Source organism: Streptomyces sp. NPDC003077 (genome assembly GCF_040611095.1).
Taxonomy (GTDB): domain Bacteria; phylum Actinomycetota; class Actinomycetes; order Streptomycetales; family Streptomycetaceae; genus Streptomyces.
In genome coordinates this window covers 1-17643 of the sequence record NZ_JBEXNM010000111.1, presented here as the reverse complement: position 1 = coordinate 17643, position 17643 = coordinate 1, and the positions used below count along the sequence as shown (strand labels likewise).

Genomic DNA, 17643 nt, shown 5'->3' with positions numbered 1-17643 from the left:
CTGCCCCCGTGGCAGGCGCCCGGCCTGTTCCCGCTGTCGCCTCTCTCTCATGTCTCACCTGACGGGTGCCAGTCCGGCGTGTTCCTCCGCGGCCCCGTCGCGCCGGCCGGGCATCCGCGCCGGCCGTGCCGCCTCCCGCGTCTGCTCCACGACGTCGCTCCACTCCTCCTGCTCCCGCCGGACGAGGTCGGACAGGCGGGCGGACCATTCCCCCTTCGCCGTGCCGAGCGCCAGCTCGGCCAGCCGCAGCAACTGGATGTCGGAGGTGCCGGCGGGGGCGAAGATGTGGTGCGCGTCCCGCAGATAGCGCTCCACCGGACGGTCCGTGAACAGCCCGCACGCGGCGTGGATCTCCATGGAATCCCGCGCCGACTCCAGCGACGACTCCACGTTGACCAGCTTGGCGTTCATCAACTCCGCGTCGCACGGCACGCCCTCGTCGAGCAGGTGCACCGCGTGGTAGGCGGTCAGCCGGGCGAGGAGCAGCCGGGACTGGATCCGGCCGAGCCGCAGCTTGATGTTGGCGAGGTCGGCCAGCGGCTTGCCGTACCGCTGCCGCTCGGCGCAGAAGCGCGCCGTCTGCTCCAGGACGGCCTGGTGGATGCCCAGCGACACGGCGGTCAGGTTGGGCCGTCCGTACAGGACGCTGGAGGAGTAGGCCACGGACAGGCCGTCCCCCTCCTCGCCGAGGAGGTTGGCCGCCGGGACCCGGCAGTCCTCGAAGAACAGCTCGCCGAAGCCGAAACCGTGCAGCCCCATGGTGGTCTGCTGCTCGCCGATCCGCAGGCCCGGCCGGCCGGTCTCCACCAGGAAGGCCGACAGCCCCTTGGAGCCGGGGCCGGTGCGCACCACCACGCCGTGCAGATCGCCGACGTGGCTGTTGCCGACGTAGGTCTTGCGGCCGTTGAGGACGTAGTCCTCGCCGTCTCTTACGGCGGTGCTGGTCATGCCGAGGACGTGGCCGCCGGAGTGGGGTTCGGTGACGGCGATGGTCGGCAGGCAGTCGCCCGAGGCGATCGCCGGGAGCCAGGTCTTCTTCTGCTCCTCGCTGCCGAAATGAATGATCTTCGCCGCGCCCAGCTGCGACGCCTGCGCCATGGCCCCCATCGCGGCGCTCACCCGCGAGAGCTCCTCGATGATGATGGTCTTGGCCAGGTGGCCGGCGCCCATCCCGCCGTACGCGCGGTGCACGGTCGCGCCGATCCACCCCTGGCGGGCGATCAGGCGCGACAGGTCGTGGCAGACGGAACGGGCCGCCTCCATCTCGGCCACCCGGGGCCGCACCTCGCGTTCGGCGAAGTCGCGCACCCGTTGCCGGAGTGCCTCGTGCCGTTGGTCGGTGAAGTAGCGGTGCAAGACAAGCCCTCCTCCGTTGACATCCCCCACGCCCACTGCTCGTCGCGTCATGCCGTCCCTCGCCCCGGCCCGGGTGGCGTGGTGGTCACCCGTCCGTGGCGTTCCGGCCGTTCCAGGGGGGTTTCCCGCCGAAGTGGCGTATCCGGACTGTCGTTTCGCGCTTACCTCGTGCAATACCCGTTGGCATACCTGCTGCACGGCGCACAAAACATCAACTCCGGGCATTTATGCCACCCGTAGGAGCACGCGGCATATGCGCACCACCCCTCGGTGCCCGATGCGCAGGCCGCGCGGTACGGGGACGCGGGGCGCCCGGAGGGGCGAACGGCCTGGCCGGGGCGCCTGTGCCGGTCCGCCGGGGCCCCGCCGGCGCCCGGCCGGTGGCGGACCCTCGCGCCGCGCCGTACTCCCGTTCCCCGGCCGGCCCACCGCACAGCGGCCGGGCAGCACTCACCCCGTGGAGGGACCATGCCCGACGATCTGCGCCTGGGAGTCATCGGCTTCGGCCTGCGCGGCTTCCACCTGGCCCGAATGGCGCACCGCCCCGGGAACGGCGCCCGCGTGGTCGCCGTCGCCGACCCCGACCCGGCCCGCCGGGCCCACGCCACCCGGCGCCTCCCGGGCGCCGACACCCACGCCGACCACCACGCGCTGCTGCGCCGCACGGACCTGGACGCGCTGTTCGTCCTCACGCCCGACCACACGCACGCCGACCTCACCTGCCAGGCCCTGCGCACCGGTCGACCCGTGTTCGTCGAGAAGCCCTTGGAGATCTCCACCGAACGCTGCGACGCGATTCTGCGCACCGCGTATGAGACCGGCACCCGTCTGTATGTCGGGCACAACATGCGCCATGCGCCCGTCGTCCGGCTGATGCGCTCCCTCGTCGCCCGGGGGGACGTGGGGACCGTGCGGACCGTCTGGGTGCGCCACTTCGTCGCGCACGGCGGCGACTTCTACTTCAAGGACTGGCACGCCGAACGGCGTTTCACCAACAGCCTGCTGCTCCAGAAAGGCGCGCACGACATCGACGTCCTCCACTGGCTCGCCGGCGGCTACACCCGGCACGTACAGGCGCTCGGCGACCTGGTGGTGTACGGGGAGCAGGGCGCCCGGCGCGCGCCCCACGAGCCCCCGTACGCCCCGGGGACGGACGCCGACGGCGCCTGGCCGCCGCGCGCGCAGAGCCGCCTGAACCCGCAGATCGACGTGGAGGACGTCTCCCTGGTCAACCTCCGTCTGGACAACGGCGTGCTGGCGGCCTACCAGCAGTGCCATTTCAGCCCCGACTACTGGCGGAACTACACCGTCATCGGGGACGCGGGCCGCCTGGAGAACTTCGGGGACGGCCCCGGCAGCGTGGTGAAGGTGTGGAACACCCGGCAGTCCGCCTACCGGACGGACGCCGACGCCCTCCACACCGTCCCCGGCACCCCCGGCGACGAGGACCACGGCGGGGCCGATCCCCTGCTGATCGACGAGTTCCTGCGCTTCGCCCGCGAGGGCGGGCCGACCGACACCTCCCCGGTGGCGGCCCGGATGGCCGTGGCGGCCGGCGACCGGGCCACCGCCTCCCTGCGGGACGGCGGCACCCCACGGGAGGTGCCGGCCCTGGACCCCGCTCTGGTGGCGTACTTCGAGCGGGGCCAGGTGCGGGGGTGAAACGGGTCTCCCACGCGCGGGCCCCCCATGCGAGGCCCGCGGTCAGTGCGGCAGGTCGCAGCAGGAGTCGCGGCGGTGCAGCCGGCCGACCTCCAGCCAGTCCTCGTGCCGGTGCGCCGCCAGGGAGCGGGCGTCCGGGGCCGGGAAGGAGGCGACCAGGTCGCGCTGCTCGTAGAGCCGTCCGCCGCGCAGCACCGCCGTCGTCCGCACCAGGGAGTCGAAGTCGGTGAACGGGTCGCCGTCCACGACGGTCAGGTCCGCCAGCTTGCCCACTTCCAGGGTGCCCAGGTCGCCGTCGGCGCCGAACACCTGGGCGGGGAGCGCGGTGGCCGTGCGCAGCGCCTGGGCGGTGGTCAGGCCGTTGCGGCGCAGCGCCCGCAGGGCCAGGTGCAGGTGCAGGCCGACGGGGGTGAGCGGCTGGTCGGTGCCGAGCGCGACCAGCCCGCCGCCACGCAGCACCCGGCGGTAGTTCGCCACCTCGGTGGCGATGTCGCCCAGCTGGGCCGGGGTCGGCCGGTGGGTCGCGTTCTCCCGTACGAGGGCCGCGTCCCACGGCGGCATCAGAGTGCGCACCCGGGGGTCGTCGGCCAGCGCCGGATCGGCGCCCAGGAGGACGCCGGCGGAGAACGGGGTGGCGACGAGGTGGAAGCCGGTGGCGGTGTAGATCTCCGTCACGTCCTCGTACGACCGCCCGGTCGCGGACACCGCGTGGCCGTACTCCAGCCGCTGCGTGGCCTGGAGGTGGGTCGTCAGGTCCTGGCCGAGCTGTATGCCCGGGGTCAGCAGGTGGCTGCCGGAGAGCACGCCGAGCCGCTGGTGGCCGAAGCGCGCGGCCTCGGCCATGAGCCAGCCCGGGGCCCGCACGTAGGTCTTGACGAAGTCCCACTCCAGGGCCGCCCCACGGGAGAGCGAACGGCGCAGGCCCGCGCGGGTGCGGTGGGCGCGCCCCATGCTGTAGGCGACCCGCGAGCCGTCCAGCAGCTCCCCGGTGGTCAGCAGCCGGGGCCCGGCCAGGGCACCCGCGGTCACGGCCTCCCGCAGGCGGGCCTGCTCGTAGGAGAAGCCGCCGAAGGAGACGGCGGTGGTGATGCCGTAGGCGAGCTGGGAGGCGGTCTGCCGGCCGCCGTACGTCACCTGCCAGGGGTGCGTGTGGGAGTCCCACAGACCCGGGATCACGGTCCGCTCGGCGGCGTCCACGCGCCGGGCGGCGGGGACCCGCGACCCGTGCGGCCGGACGGCGGTGATCCGGCCCTCCCGGACCACCACGTCCACGTCCTCGCGCACCCGCTCGCCCGTGCCGTCCCAGAACCGGCCCGCGTGCACGACCGTGTCCCGCGCCCGGTCAGGGCGGTGCTCCAGCGCCACCCGGACCGTACGGGCGCCCCCGCCGTCCACGTCCGTCAGGCGCAGCCGCCCGTCGGAGAGGTACAGCAGCGTGCGGGAGTCGCCGGACCAGGAGGGGTGGTCGGCGCTCTCGTCCGTGAGGCGGCGCGGGGGGCCGTCCGGGGTGCCGTCGGGCCGCACGGGGAGCACCCACAGGGCGGACTCGGTGATCAGCGCCATCCATCGGCCGTCCGGGGACCAGACCGGGCCGGAGTCGTACCGGTCGGAGATCGAGACGTGGTCCGCCACCGCGTGCAGCCGGATCCGGCCGGTGCGGGTGTCCACGACGCGGATGAGGTTGTAGCCCTCGCGGAACCGCCGGTTGAGCCGGTTGCGGTCGCAGAACGCCAGGTAGCGGCCGTCCGGGGACCAGCTCGGGCGGCCGGGCAGACCACCGCCGCCGAGCGGGGCGGCGACGGCCTTCTCCGTGGCGTCGGCCAGATTCCGGACGACGAGATTTCCCGACATGTCGAGCGCGGCGAGGCGGTCGCCCTCAGGGGAGAGCGCCGGTTGCACCCGCCCCCCGGTGGCCAGCACCGTCTCCTCCCCGGAGGCCAGATCGCGCCGCCGTACGGCGAAGAGCCCGTCCCGGTCGTCCGCCCACAGCAGCGCCCGCCCGTCGCGGGACCAGCTCGGCCCCAGGACGTACCGCGTCGCCGCGGCCCGCACGATCCGGCGCGGCGCGCCACCGCCCGCCACCGGGGCCAGCCACAGGGCGTTGAGGGCGGCGAACGCCACCTGGCGGCCGTCAGGGGAGAGCGCGGGCAGGTGCACCCCGCGCACCGGGCGCACTCTGGTGCGCTCGAAGCCGTAGTCCTTCACCCGGTAACGCGGCCGGTCCACCGGCAACTCCGCGTCGAACGCGATGGTCTCCGCCTTCTCGGGCGCGTCCGGCCGCAGCACCTGGAACCGGCCGCCGACCGTCAGCAGCAGCTCGTCCGGCGAGACCCAGCGCGGCGGGACGGGCAGCACGTCGCCGTCCACGGGAACCGGGGCGCCGTCCACGACCAGCGTGCACGTCGCACCGGGGGCGTCGGTCGTCCGCAGATAGGCGAGCCGCCCGCCGGCCCGCCCCCGGGCGGGCGGGGACAGGGAGGGCACCATCACCTGGGCGGTGGCCGTCTCGGTGTGCTCGATGGTCACCGGACCGTCCCCGTCCGCCGGAACGGACGCGACGGTGCGCGAGACCAGCGTGGTCCCTTCGAGCCGCCCGCGTACGAACACCAGCCGTTCGCCGTCCGGCGACCACGACGGATCGAAGTCCTCCCAGGCGCCGTCCTGATGGGGTCCCTGCTGGCCCGGCAAACCCGTGACGCGGGTCAGTTTCCCCGTTCGCACCTCCAGGACCCAGACGCGGTACGGACTCCCGGCGACCGGATCGCCCTCCCGCTCGGACGCGAAGGCGATCCGGCCGCCATCGGGCGACCAGGCGGGCCCGCGGTCGTCCCACGGGCCGTCGGTGAGCTGCCGGAGCCCGGAGCCGTCCGGGCGTAGCGTCCACAGGTGGAAGCCGCCGCCCCGGTAGGCGCTCACGACGATGCGGGAGCCGTCGGGGGAGAAGACCGGCCGGGTGGGCTCCAGGTCCGGTGGGGTGAGCGCGCGGGCGTCGCCGCCCTCGCGCGGGATGGACCACAGCACGTTCTGGACCTCGGCGATCAGCCGGTCCCCGCGCGGCGAGAGGGTGGCGGAGCCGTTGGTGGCGGCGGTGAAGGAGAGCACGGTGCCGCGCGTGCGGGCCGCCGTCTCCGTGGCCGTCCCGTGCGCCGCGGCCACCGGCCCCGGCAGGCCGACGCTCAGCCCGGCCGCGGCGGCGGTGGTGGCCGTGCCCTGGAGGAACCTGCGTCGGGAGAGGGGGCCGGGCGAGGTGACGGGGGAAGGGGTCTCGGTGCTGTCCGTGGTGCCCGTGGTGTCCAACGGTCCTCCTGCGACGAAGAGTTGCGCGGGTGAGGAGTGTGCGGCGAGTCGTGTCGCTTGATCGTGCCACGGGGGGTGGGAGCGGGGGAACGGGATGGGGCGCGGGGGCGGGGGTGGCGGGTGATGTTGGCCTGATCGGTGTGGAGAGACGCGGGCCGGCTGGTCGCGGAGGGCCGCGCGAGGGGCGTGCGAGGGCCGTGTCTGGGCGGGTCGCCGGGGGTGGCTTTCCCGACGTGAGGGGGCCGACCTGCGCCGACGGGCGCCGGGAGGGCGTTGTCAGTGGCGGGCGCTACGTTCGGGGCATGGCCACTGCCGACGACGTACGCGCGCTCGCTCTGGGGCTCCCGGAGACGAGCGAGAAGCTGACCTGGGGCGTGCCCACCTTCCGCGTCGGAGGGAGGATCTTCGCGTCGCTCGCCGAGGACGACGCGTCGATGGGCTTCCTGTGCCCCAAGGAGGACCGCGCCGAGCTGATCGAGGCCGAGCCGGACAAGTTCTTCATACGGCCCGGCCACGACGACCGCTCCGCGTGGCTGCGGGTCCGCCTCGCCGCCCTGGAGGACGCCGACGAACTGCGCGCCATCCTGCTCGACGCGTGGCGGCTGCGGGCGCCGACGGGGGTGGTGAAGGCCCATCCGGAGGTGTGGGGGGAGGGCGGTTAGCGGAGCTGGGGGTGTGGTGCGGGGTGATGCGGGGGTGACGGGCTGACGCGGGGGTGGTGTGTCGGACGGTCGCTCGGCTTGTTCCGGGCGGGTGGCCGGGTGGCCGGACGGTGCCGTGTGCCGTGTGCCGTGTGCCGTGTGCCGCGGGCTGCGGGCTGCGGGATGCGGGCTGCGGGCTGCGGGATGCGGCAGCCGCGCGTCCGCGGCGTGCGTCGGGCCGTGGCGCGGGATCGGCGCGGGGCCGCCCGGCACGCGGGGTGGCCGTCTGACCTGGAGGGTCGGCGGCCGTCAACCCGGCGCCGGCCCGGCCCCGTCCCGCCGCAGGGCCGCCGTGCCCGTCCGCCCGGTGGGGAACCTGGCAGCGCGCACCCTCTGACATGCGGTATTGTTCTTTTCGCGCGGTCAGCCGGGGAAGAAAAACCCCAGGCCGGACGGGCACCGGGACGTGGCGCAGCTTGGTAGCGCACTTGACTGGGGGTCAAGGGGTCGCAGGTTCAAATCCTGTCGTCCCGACTTGCTTGTGAAGTAGCAGGTCGGAGGTCGTGTCGAAGGTATTCGGCACGACCTTTCGGTCGTTTTGGGGTGCATGGCTTCGTCGGGCCTGCATGGACGCATCGGTGGCCGGGCGGTGCCGGTGCCCACAGGACATCGGCACCCCTGCCGTGGCGAGCTCGCGGAGTCCGTGGGGGACCCGGCACCCGAGTGGTGAGGGCCGTCCCACAGGCATTCCGGGGTCGCGGCGTGCCCGCTACGCCCGTTCAGCGGCGGTCGGCGCGTCCTCCTCGACGGTCTCGAAGACGTCCGGCTCGGGAGTGGCGAGGCCTCCGAGGTCCTTGACCTTTTCGCGGAAGGCGTCGGCCCGCATCGCGGTGCGGTGCGACGCGGCATCGGTCCACTGCGCGGTTTCGATGAAGACCCGGGGGTCGCGCATCGAGCGGTAGAGGCGGTGGCCGAGGAAACCGGGCTGGCTGCTCATGTGGGCGGTGATGCCCTGGAGCACCCGTTGGAAGGCCGGGATGTCGCCGTGGACGGTGAGCCGGTTGATGACGGTGATCACTGGGGTCCTCCGAGGGACGGGGCGGGGGATGGGGGCTGGGCGGATCCGCCGATGCGATCGCGGAGAACGCGGCGCAGGATCTTCCCATTGGGGGAGCGCGGGATGTCGTCCACGGCGTCGATGTACTTCAGGTGCTGGTAGTACGGCAGCCGTCGGGCGACGTGGGCGGCGATGTCGGCGGGGGCCGGCCGCGCCGCCCCTTCGGTGTCCGCGGCCAGGACGACGAAGGCGTGGGCCACGGCGCCGCGGTAGGGGTCGGGGTGGTCGACCACGGCGCAGTCCCGGACGGCCGGGTGGCCGATGAGGACCTGTTCGATCTCGGTGGGCGAGACGACCCAGTTCTCGTACTTGAAGACGTCCTTGAGCCGGTCGGTCAGGAAGAGGTTGCCGGCCGCGTCCTCGTATCCGACGTCTCCGGTGGAGAACCAGCCGTCGGCGTCGACCGCCGGGTCGGCGGAGCCGAGGTACCCGTGCATGACCTGCGGTCCGCGGACCTGGACCTCACCCGGACGGCCGGCCGGGAGCGGCGCACGGGTGTCGATGTCGACCACCCGGCATTCGGTGCCGGGGACCACCGCGCCCACCGAGCCGGGTACGGGTCGCGAGGGGCGCTGGCAGTGGGTGAGGGGAGAGGTCTCGGCCAGGCCGTATCCCTGGACGACCGGGATGCCGAAGTGGTCGGCCAGCTTGCGGGCCGGGGCGGGCAGGAGGGCGGAGCCGCCCGAGAAGACCGTGCCCACCGTCCGCAGTCGCAGGCCGGGCAGGCGCGGGTCGGCAGCCAGGTGCGCCAGCCGCACGGGGAGGCTGTAGAAGTGCGAGGCGCGGTGGCGGTTGGCCGCCTCGATGGCCGCGGCCGGGTCGGGGTCCGGTACCGGCACCTGGGTCGCGCCCGCCCACACGGCCGAGTTGAGGTGCATCGGGTGGAACAGCGGCAGGTGGTTGAGCGTCACGGAGGTGCTGTCGAGCCGGTGGACGGCGGCGATCTGGGCGGCGTTGACGACGAGGTTGCGGTGCGTCAGCCGCACGGTCTTGGGGTCGCCGGTGGTGCCGCTGGTGAACTGGAGGCAGACCACCGCTCCCGGGTCCGGCGCGGGGCCGCCGGGGGCCGGTCCCGGCCGGGTGACCTCTCCGGGAGGCAGCACCGCGACCGGGCCCGGCAGGCGGTCGCGGATCCGTTCCACCCGTGCGGCCACCTCGGGCGGTGCCACCAGGACGGACACCGACGCGCTGGTGAGGGCGTGGGCGAGGGCGTCCTCGCGGAGGAAGGGGTTGATGATCGCGACCACCAGGCCCGCCCGCACCGCGCCGTAGTAGGCGATGGCGAAGGAGGCCGTCAGGGACGACACGACGCCCACGACGGCACCACGGCCGCCCGCCGCCCGGGCGAGCACCGCCGCGCCGCCGTCCACCGCCGCGTCGAGTGCGGCGTAGGTGACCTGCCCCTCGGGTGTGTGCAGGGCCGTCCGGTCGGGCACCGCGGCGGCGGCCCGTCGCAGCAGCCCGTCCAACGGCACGTCGGGGACGTGGGCGAGGGCCGCCGGGTCGTCCGGGACCCGGCCGAACACGGGCCGCGGACCGGTGGGCTCAGGCCGCGCCGGCACGGGAGCGCTCCTCGGCGAACCGCTGGGCGTGGCGCAGGGTCTGAAGGCTGTTGGTGCTCAGGACGCGGCGCAGGTACTTCCGGGCGTCGGCGACGGTCGTGCCCTCACCCAGCAGCGGCAGGGCGGACGGTTTGATGGTCGCGGTGTGCCGGGCGTGCGCGACCACGCCTTCCGGCGTCTGGACGAACACCCAGTGCCCGGTGTGCGCGTCGAGCAGGGCGGGGAGGGCGATCTGCTTGTACACGATCTTGTTGGGGGGCAGGCAGATCCGTACGGAGCGGGTGGTGTGCTCCCGTCCGTCCGGGGTGTGCGTGTGCATGTCGAAGAACTGGATGCCCGGGACGTCCTCGGTCAGCTTCAGCCCGGTCACGTGGGGGACGCGCTCGGGCCACTTGCCGGCGGCGTACAGGAACTCGTAGACGTCTTCCAGACGGCCGCCGATGAACAGCGGGTCCTCGAAGGAGATCACCCGGGGCTCCAGGTCCTCCCACGTCTCGGCGGTCTCGCGCAGGGACGCCAGTTGCCCCGGGGTGCGGCCGTCGAGTTCCTCGGTGAGCGTGCGGACGGCGTCGTCCGGGGCGTCGTCGCGGAGGGTGAACTCATGGCTGACGACCACCTCGGTCGTGGAGGCGCCCGCGGACGAGCACGTCCAGGTGGCGCGCATGGAGGCGAGCGGCGCCCCGGGCTCCACCTGATCCAGCGTGATCCTCCCCGCGTCGGGGGCGAGCCGCCGCCAGGCGTCCCAGACGTGGACCGTGTCGTCGCCGGTCAGCGCCCAGCGCCGGACCAGTTCCGCACCGTCCTCGTCCCGCCGCAGGACCTCGGCGTGCACGGCGGGGCCGAAGTGCTGGGGCCAGGCATCGAGGTCGGCGACGAGGGCGTAGCAGCGCTCGGCGGGCGCCTTGACGGTGACGGTGTGCCGTACGAGATGGGTGCGCGACATGCTGTTCCTCTCAAGGTGGGACCGTTCGTCGGTGATCGCGGGACCGGCCGTCCGGGCGACAGCGGCGCGTCCGAAGGCCGGGAGGTGTGGCGTGTGGTGTGCGCGGGGAGGGCCGGCGCCGCGGGCGAGCGGACCGGCCGGGGGCGGGAGGGCCCTATCGGCCCCCGGACACGTCGAGGACGGCGCCGGTGATGTTGCCGTTGGCCTCGGAGCACAGGAAGGCCACGGCGCGGGCCACGTCGTCGGGCGAACTGAGCTGCCGACTAGGGGTGCGGGACAGTTCCTTCTCGCGTACCCGCGCCGGCAGGTCGGCGAGGACCCCGGCGGTGCGGGTCAGCCCGGGGCTGACGACGTTGACGAGGATGCCGTCGGGCCCCGTGTCCCAGGCCAGGCTGCGGGCGAAGCCGTGCAGGGCGGCCTTGCCCGCTCCGTAGAACTCCTGGCCGGGCGCGCCGTCCCGGACGACGTGCGAGGACACCAGGGCGACGCGGCCCCACTTCCTCTCGCGCATTCCGGGCAGCACGAGTTGGACCGTGCGCAGGGTCTGCTCCAGGTTGTCGCGGAGCAGGGCCCGCCACGCGTCGGCGGGCACGTCCTCCGTGTGCCGGCCGGGCGGGCGCCGGGGTCCGCGCCGCACCGCGTTGGCGACGAGGACGTCCACGCCGCCCCAGCGGCGTGTCACGGTGGCGACGGCGGCCTCGACCGTGTCGGGGTCCCCCAGGTCGTACGGGAGGGCGAGGGCACGGTCGGTGCGGGCGCCGAGTTCCTCGGCCAGGTGGTGGGCGCGCTCGGCGCCGCCGCGGTAGGCGACCGCGACCCGGGCGCCCTCGGCGCCGAAGGCCCGTGCGGTGGCGAGCCCGATGCCGGAGGAGGCGCCGGTGACGAGGACGGCCTTGCCGTCGAGTCCCAGGTCCACGCTCATCCCTCCCGTCCGGGCCGGCGCCCGCGCAGGGCGTCGAGTGCCGGTTCCAGGGCGTGCGGGGTGAGCCGGGGGCCGCGGGCGCAGACGTATCCGTCCGGCCGGACGAGCAGCCATGCCCCGGGGCGGAGGCCGAGGTGCGCGCGCAGCCGCCCGTCCCGGTCGGCCAGGGACGAAGGTTCCCTTTCCGGTACTTCGCCGGGGGCGTCGTCGAGGGTGCGCACGGAGAGCCAGGCGGCGTGCTCGCGGGCGGTCCCGCGTGCGGTGCCCAGGACGTCGGGGACGCCGCCGGCCACGAGCAGCGTGCACCGAGGGTCGCGCAGTTCGTCCAGGAGCGCGGTCCACCCGTCCGTCCGTGCCCCTGCCTCGGTCACTTGGGGCAGCCGGGTGCCCGGGCGCGGGCCGGGGGCGCCGGCGGGCCGGGGGTCGGGCAGCGTCAGCGGGCTGTCCGGGTAGGCCAGGGCCAGGGCGGACATCGCGCCGATGATCTTGCGCTCGATCCGGCCGCGCACCGCGGCGGACCGGCGGACCACGGCGAAGACGGCGGGCAGCGCCGCGGCAGCGGTGGAGTTCTTCAACTGGACCAGGAACGTGGCCTTCTTGGTGGCGCCGAGCAGGGCGCGCCCAATGGGTACGCGTTCGGCCGGGTAACTGTCCAGCAGGTGCTCGTCGGCGTGGCCCCGCTCGACCATGGCGAGCTTCCAGCCGAGGTTGAAGGCGTCCTGGACACCCGTGTTGAGGCCCTGGCCCGATGCCGGGCTGTGCACGTGCGCCGCGTCGCCGGCCACCGCGCAGCGGCCGACGCGCATGGTGCCGATCATCCGCTGCTGGATGGTGAAGACGGACACCCACGTGGGGGTGCGGACGGTGACGGGGCGCCCGAGGCCGTGCCGGAGCTTGCGGGCGAACCGCTCGGCGACGGCCTCCGGGTCACCGTCGTAGTGGGCGTCCGCGGTGTCCAGGAGGCGCCACCTGCCCTTTTCGGGGAACGGGATGACCATGACCGTGCCGGTGCCGGTCTTGACCCAGTGGATGCTGTTCTGCGGAAGGTCCACGTCGAGGTGCGCGTCGGCGATCAGCCAGGTCTCGGTGGCGTGGCCGACGAGCGGCAGGCCCAGCAGCTTGCGGACGGTGCTGTGGCCGCCGTCGCAGCCCACCAGCCGGCGGACGGTGAGGTGTTCCTCGCCCGCCGGTGTGCGCAGCACGGTGTGGACGGCATCGGCGTCCTGGGTGAACGCGGTCAGGCGTACGCCCCATTCGACCTTCACGCCGAGTTCGGCCACGGCCTGGCGCAGCACGTCCTCCGTGGCCGCCTGGTCGATCATCAAGGTCATGGGGAAGCGGGTGGGGTGGCGGGAGTAGTCGGGGCCCAGGCGGGCCAGGGTGCGGCCGTTTCGATGCATGGTGAACCGCTGGACGACCCGGCCCCGGGCCATGATCCGGTCCAGCAGCCCCGCCTGGTCGTAGGTCTCCAGGGTGCGCGCGTGCGTGGCCATGGCCCTGCTGGTCGTGGCCGGCCCGTCGGCGGCGTCGATCAGGCGCACCCGTACACCGCGGCGGGCGAGTTCGTACGTGGTCATCAGGCCCACCGGGCCGGCGCCCGCCACCAGGACGGCCGGTGCCGTGTCGTGCTGCGGCGTGGTCAAGTCGGTCTCCTTACGGTGTCGTCGGGCGGGGGGACGGGGCGCCCGGGTAGCGCGGCAGCAGGCCCAGGCGTGCCGCCTCGCGCAAGGTCGGGGCGGTGCCGTCCCGTTCGGAGAGCGCCGGCTCCCGGTCCGTGGGCCAGGGCAGGGCCAGATCCGGATCGAGCGGGTGCACGGCGCGTTCCAGTGCGGGCCGGTACGGCGCGGAGCACAGGTACAGCACGGTCGCCCGGTCGGTGAGGGCGGCGAAGGCGTGCCCGAGTCCTTCGGAGAGGAGCACGGCGCGCCAGTGATCCGGGCCGAGCCGCACCGCGTCCCAGCGGCCGAAGGCGGGCGAGCCCTCCCGCACGTCCACGGTGAAGTCCAGCACCTCACCGGCCACGCAGGTCACGTACCGGGCCTGGCCGGGAGGCGTGCGGACGAAGTGCACACCGCGGACCACGCCCCGCCGGGAAACGGACACCCCGGCCAGGGCGATGGGCAGCGGCGCGCCCGTGGCCCGCGCGACGGTCGCGGGCGCGTACCACTCGGCGAACATGCCGCGCTCGTCGTGGTGGGGCCGCAGGGTGAGCTCCCAGGCCCCCGGGATGGCCAGCGGGCGCACACCGGCTCCCGCGTGTTCCGGCTCCGCCGGGCGGTGACGGCCCGGGCCGTCGGGCGCGGCTACCCGGCGCACGCCGGCTCCCGCGCGACCAGGGGGTGCTCGACGGCGGTGACGACTTCGGCGGCGACATCGGCCGGCGAGGGCAGCCGGCCGATGCCGTCGGCCACGGCCCGGGCCGCCTCCCGGTGGCGGGGATCGCCGAGGAGAGCCCGGCACGCGGCCTCGACGCTGTCCGGTGACGCCTCGGCGGGGTCGAGCCGGTGGCCGGCTCCGACGTCCACCACCGCCTGCGCGTAGGCGACGGTGTCCGAGTACGGGGAGGGCAGGACGAGTTGGGGCACGGCGTGGACGAAGGACGTCATCGTCGTGCCGGGTCCGCCGTGGTGGACGACGAGGTCGCAGGCGGGCAGGATCTGGTCGAGCGGCAGCCAGCCCGCCGCCCGTACCGGCCCGGCGAGGCCGGCCGGGCCGGGGGCGACCGCGGCGTCGCCCATGGCGAGCACCACCTCGGCACCCGCCCGTGCCGCCCCCCGCACGACCGCGTCCGGCAGCGGACCGCTCCGGTCCTGCGGCAGGCTGCCGAGTGTGACGCAGACGCGGGGCCGGTCGCGCGGCCCGCGGGTCCACTCCGGCACCGCGGCGGAGCCGTTGTACGGCACGTACCGCATCGGCAGGACGCGCCGGGGCGGCCCGGAAGCCCGGCCGCCGGGCACCCCGGGCGGGCGGACGTCGATGACGAGCCGGGGACCGGGCAGGTGGCGCAGGCCCCACGCGGCCAGTTCGGGAGCCAGTTCCTCCTGGGCCGCCTCGTGGTAGAGCGGGGAGATCGCCAGGCCCCAGCCGTGCTCGACCCAGGGCACACCGGTGCGGGCGGCCACCATGCGGCCCGCGTACTCGGTGGGTTCGCTGACCACGAGGTCGGGGCGCCAGCGTTCGGCGATGCTCAGGGTGCGGTCCAGGGTGCGCGCGGCCAGCCGGCCGAACCCCCGTCCGCTGCGGCGGATCCTCCGGTCGGGATCGGCGGACCAGGGGACGGGTGTCCCGTCGCGCTCGAAGCCGATCATCTGCCGCATCGTCACGTCCGCGACGGTGCCGACGGCGGGGAGACCCGCCTCGCGGACGACCGGGGCGAATTCCTCGGGGACGGCCGCCAAAACCTCGTGCCCGGCTGCTCGCAAAGCCCAGGAGAAAGGCACCAGCTGAAGTACGTGACCGTGCAGGGGAGCGCTGGTCAGCAAAATCTTCATGGGCAGACCCTGCCATAGCGACGGGCATCGGGAACAGGGCTGCCCGCGCTCTTCCATTCATGGTCGAGCGGCGCTCGACCGGGGCTCGTGCCGGCGCTGGGAGAAAGAGTGCGGGCCCGCACGGCCCATGATCCGGAGGGTCGGAAAATGCGCATACTCTTCACTACCTTTCCTTCGCCGTCCCACCATTTCCCGATGGTTCCGCTGGAATGGGCGGCGCGGGCGGCCGGCCATGAGGTGCGGGTTGCCAGCGCCCCGTCACTGACCGGGGCGATCACCGCGTCGGGGCTGCCCGCCGTGCCGGTGGGCCGTGCCGTCGATCTGGGGCGCGCGGCGCGGCAGGACCGGGACCTGGTGGCGTGGCACGACCACGACCGCTGGCCGCAGGGCTGGCCCGTCCGGCCGGAGCTGCTGGACGAGCGGCGCCTGGGCCTCCTTGAGGCACTCGGGCAGCGGCAGTTCGCCATGGCCGCGAACATGCTCGACGACCTGGTCGCGTTCGGCCGTGCGTGGCGGCCCGACCTGGTCGTGCACGACGCCGTGTCGTACGCGGGCCCGGTCCTCGCCTCGGTGCTCGGCGTGCCCGGCGTCAGCCACCTCTGGGGCAGCCCGGGGTTGCAGCGGCTGGAGATGAAGGGCCTCGGGAGCGAACCCCAAGACGGCTACGTGCGGCTCTTCGAGCGGTTCGGCGCGGCCGTGCGGACCTGGCCGGACGCGTGGGTCGACCCCTGCCCGCCCGCCATGGGCTTCGGCCCGGCCGACGGGGTCCACCCCATGCGGTATGTGCCGTACAACGGGCCCGGCGCCCTGCCGGACCGGCTGCTCGACCGGCCGGAGAGGCCGCGGGTCTGTGTGACGTGGGGTGCCACGACGGCCCGGCTGCTCGGCGCCGCGATGGCGGACCTGCTGCGGCAGGCGGTCGAGGCGGTGACCGCGCTGCCCGTGGAGGTCGTCCTGACGACCACCGCCGACCAGCGCGAACTCCTCGGCGACCTGCCCGGGTCGGTCCGCACGGAGGTGTCCGTACCGCTGCACCTGCTGCTGCCGACGTGCACCGCGGTGGTCCACCACGGAGGCGCGGGCACCACCCTGACCGCCGCCCGGCTCGGCCTGCCCCAGCTGACCGTCACCCGGCGGCCGGAGCCCTCGCTCAACGGGGAGCGGCAGGCGGCCACGGGCGCCGGCATCCACCTGACGTACGGCGAACTGAGCCGCGCGGCCGACCCGGTGAAGGAGATCCGGGAGCATCTCGCCCGCCTGCTGGAGGTCCCGTCCTACCGGGAGGCGGCGCTGCGGCTCGCCGCCGGCATGCGGCGGGTGCCGCCGCCCGCCGAGACCGTCTCCGTCCTGGAGGGGCTCGCCCGGAAATGACCTGCGCGCCGTTCCCGACGGCCCGATCAACGGGAGACCATTGATGAGTGTGTCCAACGACGGCGGCGCGGAATTTGATTCCGTGCGGCCCCAGCATCTCGTGTCACTCACCGGATTGCGCGGAATTCTCGCGGTCATGGTTTTCGGCACGCATTTCTATCTGGCATTCGTGATGGCGGGCGGTTCGTTCGACTCGGCCGTCGTGCAGGAATTGCTCCGGATTCTCTTTTCGCGGGGAGGGGGCGTGGCGGTCTCCTGCTTCTTCCTGCTGAGCGGATTCGTCCTCACCTTCATCGCGCGACCGGGCGACCGGGCCTGGTCCTTCTACCGGCGGCGCATCGCCAAGGTCTACCCCGTGCACCTGGTGACGCTGGCCGTGGCGTTCACGCTGGTCGCGGTGCGCTATGAAGTGCCGGGGACGCAGGTCACGCTGGCCCACGTCTTCCTGGTGCAGGACTGGGTGCCCAGCCAGTGGTACTACCTGACGATGACGGGCCTGGACTGGTCGCTGAGCTGCGAGGCGTTCTTCTATCTGTGCTTCCCGGCGTTGCTGTACCTGTTGGGGCGGGCGCGCACCTGGATGCTGTACGCCCTGCCGGCGGTGGCCGCGGTCCTGGTCTTCGTCCTGCCGTACGTCGTCTCCCGCACCTTCTCCCTGACCCACCCCGACCCCGCGGAGATGGTGGCCACGGGCGAGTACGGCGGACCGGTCGGCTACTGGTTCGCCTACGTCTTCCCGCCGATGCGCATGGCCGAGTTCGTCATCGGCATCTGCCTCGCCCTCCTGGTGCGCCGCGGCGCGTGGCGGGGGCCCGGGGTGGCGGTGAGCCTGGTGCTGTGCGCGGTCGGCTGGTGGGCGACACTCCGCGCCGGCGGGTACCTTCCGCTGGGCGCCACCATGGTCGTGCCGTTCGCGCTGCTCATCGCGGCGCTCAGCACCGCCGACCTGCGGTCCGGCTGGTCGCCGCTGCGGTGGAAGCCGTTGGTGTGGTTCGGGGAGATCTCCCTGTCCTTCTACGTCAGCCACCTGTTGGTGCAGGAGGAGCTGTTCAGCCGGCTGTGGAGCGCGGGCCAGAAGGCCGGGCTGCTGCCCGCGCCGCTGCCGGTGCTGTCCTGGTGGGTCGGTCTGCTGTCACTGGTCGCGCAGTTCCTCTTGGCGCTGGTGGTGGCGTGGTTGCTCTACCGGCTGGTGGAACTGCCGCTGGTGCGCAGGCTGCGGCCGAAGGACGTCCCGAAGCTGCCGCTCACCGCGGTGGCGCCGGGAGCGGCGGCCACCGCGGT

13 protein-coding genes and 1 tRNA gene are annotated in these 17643 nt (G+C 74.2%); 5 read left to right on the top strand and 9 right to left on the bottom strand.

Annotated elements, in window-relative coordinates:
* Positions 1-54: 54 nt before the first annotated feature.
* Positions 55-1356, bottom strand: a complete 1302-nt coding sequence (locus ABZX96_RS36730; protein ID WP_355553584.1) for an acyl-CoA dehydrogenase family protein — start codon at positions 1354-1356, stop codon at positions 55-57.
* Between the two features lie 468 nt (positions 1357-1824).
* On the opposite strand from ABZX96_RS36730, the gene ABZX96_RS36725 reads away from it, so the two are divergent.
* Positions 1825-3018: a Gfo/Idh/MocA family oxidoreductase gene (locus ABZX96_RS36725; RefSeq protein WP_355553581.1), complete on the top strand. Its 1194-nt coding sequence runs from the start codon at positions 1825-1827 to the stop codon at positions 3016-3018.
* Positions 3019-3060: 42 nt separating this feature from the next.
* Here the strand turns inward: ABZX96_RS36725 and ABZX96_RS36720 are convergent, their stop codons facing one another.
* Entirely contained in the window at positions 3061-6315 is a 3255-nt protein-coding gene (locus ABZX96_RS36720) for an amidohydrolase family protein (RefSeq protein ID WP_355553578.1), read from the bottom strand.
* A 302-nt stretch (positions 6316-6617) separates the two neighbouring features.
* On the opposite strand from ABZX96_RS36720, the gene ABZX96_RS36715 reads away from it, so the two are divergent.
* Positions 6618-6977, top strand: a complete 360-nt coding sequence (locus tag ABZX96_RS36715) for an MmcQ/YjbR family DNA-binding protein (protein WP_355553575.1) — start codon at positions 6618-6620, stop codon at positions 6975-6977.
* A gap of 439 nt (positions 6978-7416) precedes the next feature.
* Positions 7417-7490, top strand: a tRNA-Pro gene (locus ABZX96_RS36710).
* A gap of 235 nt (positions 7491-7725) precedes the next feature.
* On the opposite strand, the gene ABZX96_RS36705 is transcribed toward ABZX96_RS36710, so the two are convergent.
* The 7 genes from ABZX96_RS36705 to ABZX96_RS36675 form a co-directional block, all read right to left on the bottom strand.
* Complete coding sequence (locus ABZX96_RS36705; RefSeq protein WP_355553572.1) at positions 7726-8034, bottom strand: antibiotic biosynthesis monooxygenase family protein; 309 nt, start codon at positions 8032-8034, stop codon at positions 7726-7728.
* Positions 8031-9635, bottom strand: coding sequence for an AMP-binding protein (locus ABZX96_RS36700; protein WP_355553569.1), 1605 nt, complete (start codon positions 9633-9635; stop codon positions 8031-8033). The genes ABZX96_RS36705 and ABZX96_RS36700 overlap by 4 nt, the downstream gene beginning before the upstream one ends.
* Positions 9619-10578 (bottom strand): aromatase/cyclase, encoded by a 960-nt coding sequence (locus ABZX96_RS36695; protein ID WP_355553567.1) that lies wholly within the window; start codon positions 10576-10578, stop codon positions 9619-9621. Before ABZX96_RS36695 ends, ABZX96_RS36700 begins: the two co-directional genes overlap by 17 nt.
* Before the next feature lie 154 nt (positions 10579-10732).
* Positions 10733-11500 (bottom strand): SDR family NAD(P)-dependent oxidoreductase, encoded by a 768-nt coding sequence (locus tag ABZX96_RS36690; protein WP_355553564.1) that lies wholly within the window; start codon positions 11498-11500, stop codon positions 10733-10735.
* Positions 11497-13143, bottom strand: coding sequence for an FAD-dependent oxidoreductase (locus tag ABZX96_RS36685; RefSeq protein ID WP_355553562.1), 1647 nt, complete (start codon positions 13141-13143; stop codon positions 11497-11499). Before ABZX96_RS36685 ends, ABZX96_RS36690 begins: the two co-directional genes overlap by 4 nt.
* Before the next feature lie 10 nt (positions 13144-13153).
* A complete protein-coding gene (gene rfbC / locus ABZX96_RS36680; RefSeq protein WP_355553560.1) occupies positions 13154-13816 on the bottom strand; it encodes a dTDP-4-dehydrorhamnose 3,5-epimerase in 663 nt (220 codons plus the stop codon).
* Positions 13804-14991, bottom strand: coding sequence for a nucleotide disphospho-sugar-binding domain-containing protein (locus tag ABZX96_RS36675; RefSeq protein ID WP_355553557.1), 1188 nt, complete (start codon positions 14989-14991; stop codon positions 13804-13806). The genes rfbC and ABZX96_RS36675 overlap by 13 nt, the downstream gene beginning before the upstream one ends.
* Positions 14992-15186: 195 nt before the next feature.
* Here ABZX96_RS36675 and ABZX96_RS36670 point away from each other — a divergent pair, with 195 nt between their 5' ends.
* Both ABZX96_RS36670 and ABZX96_RS36665 read left to right on the top strand, forming a co-directional pair.
* Entirely contained in the window at positions 15187-16362 is a 1176-nt protein-coding gene (locus ABZX96_RS36670; protein WP_355553554.1) for a nucleotide disphospho-sugar-binding domain-containing protein, read from the top strand.
* A gap of 136 nt (positions 16363-16498) precedes the next feature.
* Positions 16499-17643, top strand: a 1145-nt coding sequence (locus tag ABZX96_RS36665) for an acyltransferase (protein ID WP_355553552.1), incomplete at its 3' end; no start/stop codon positions are given.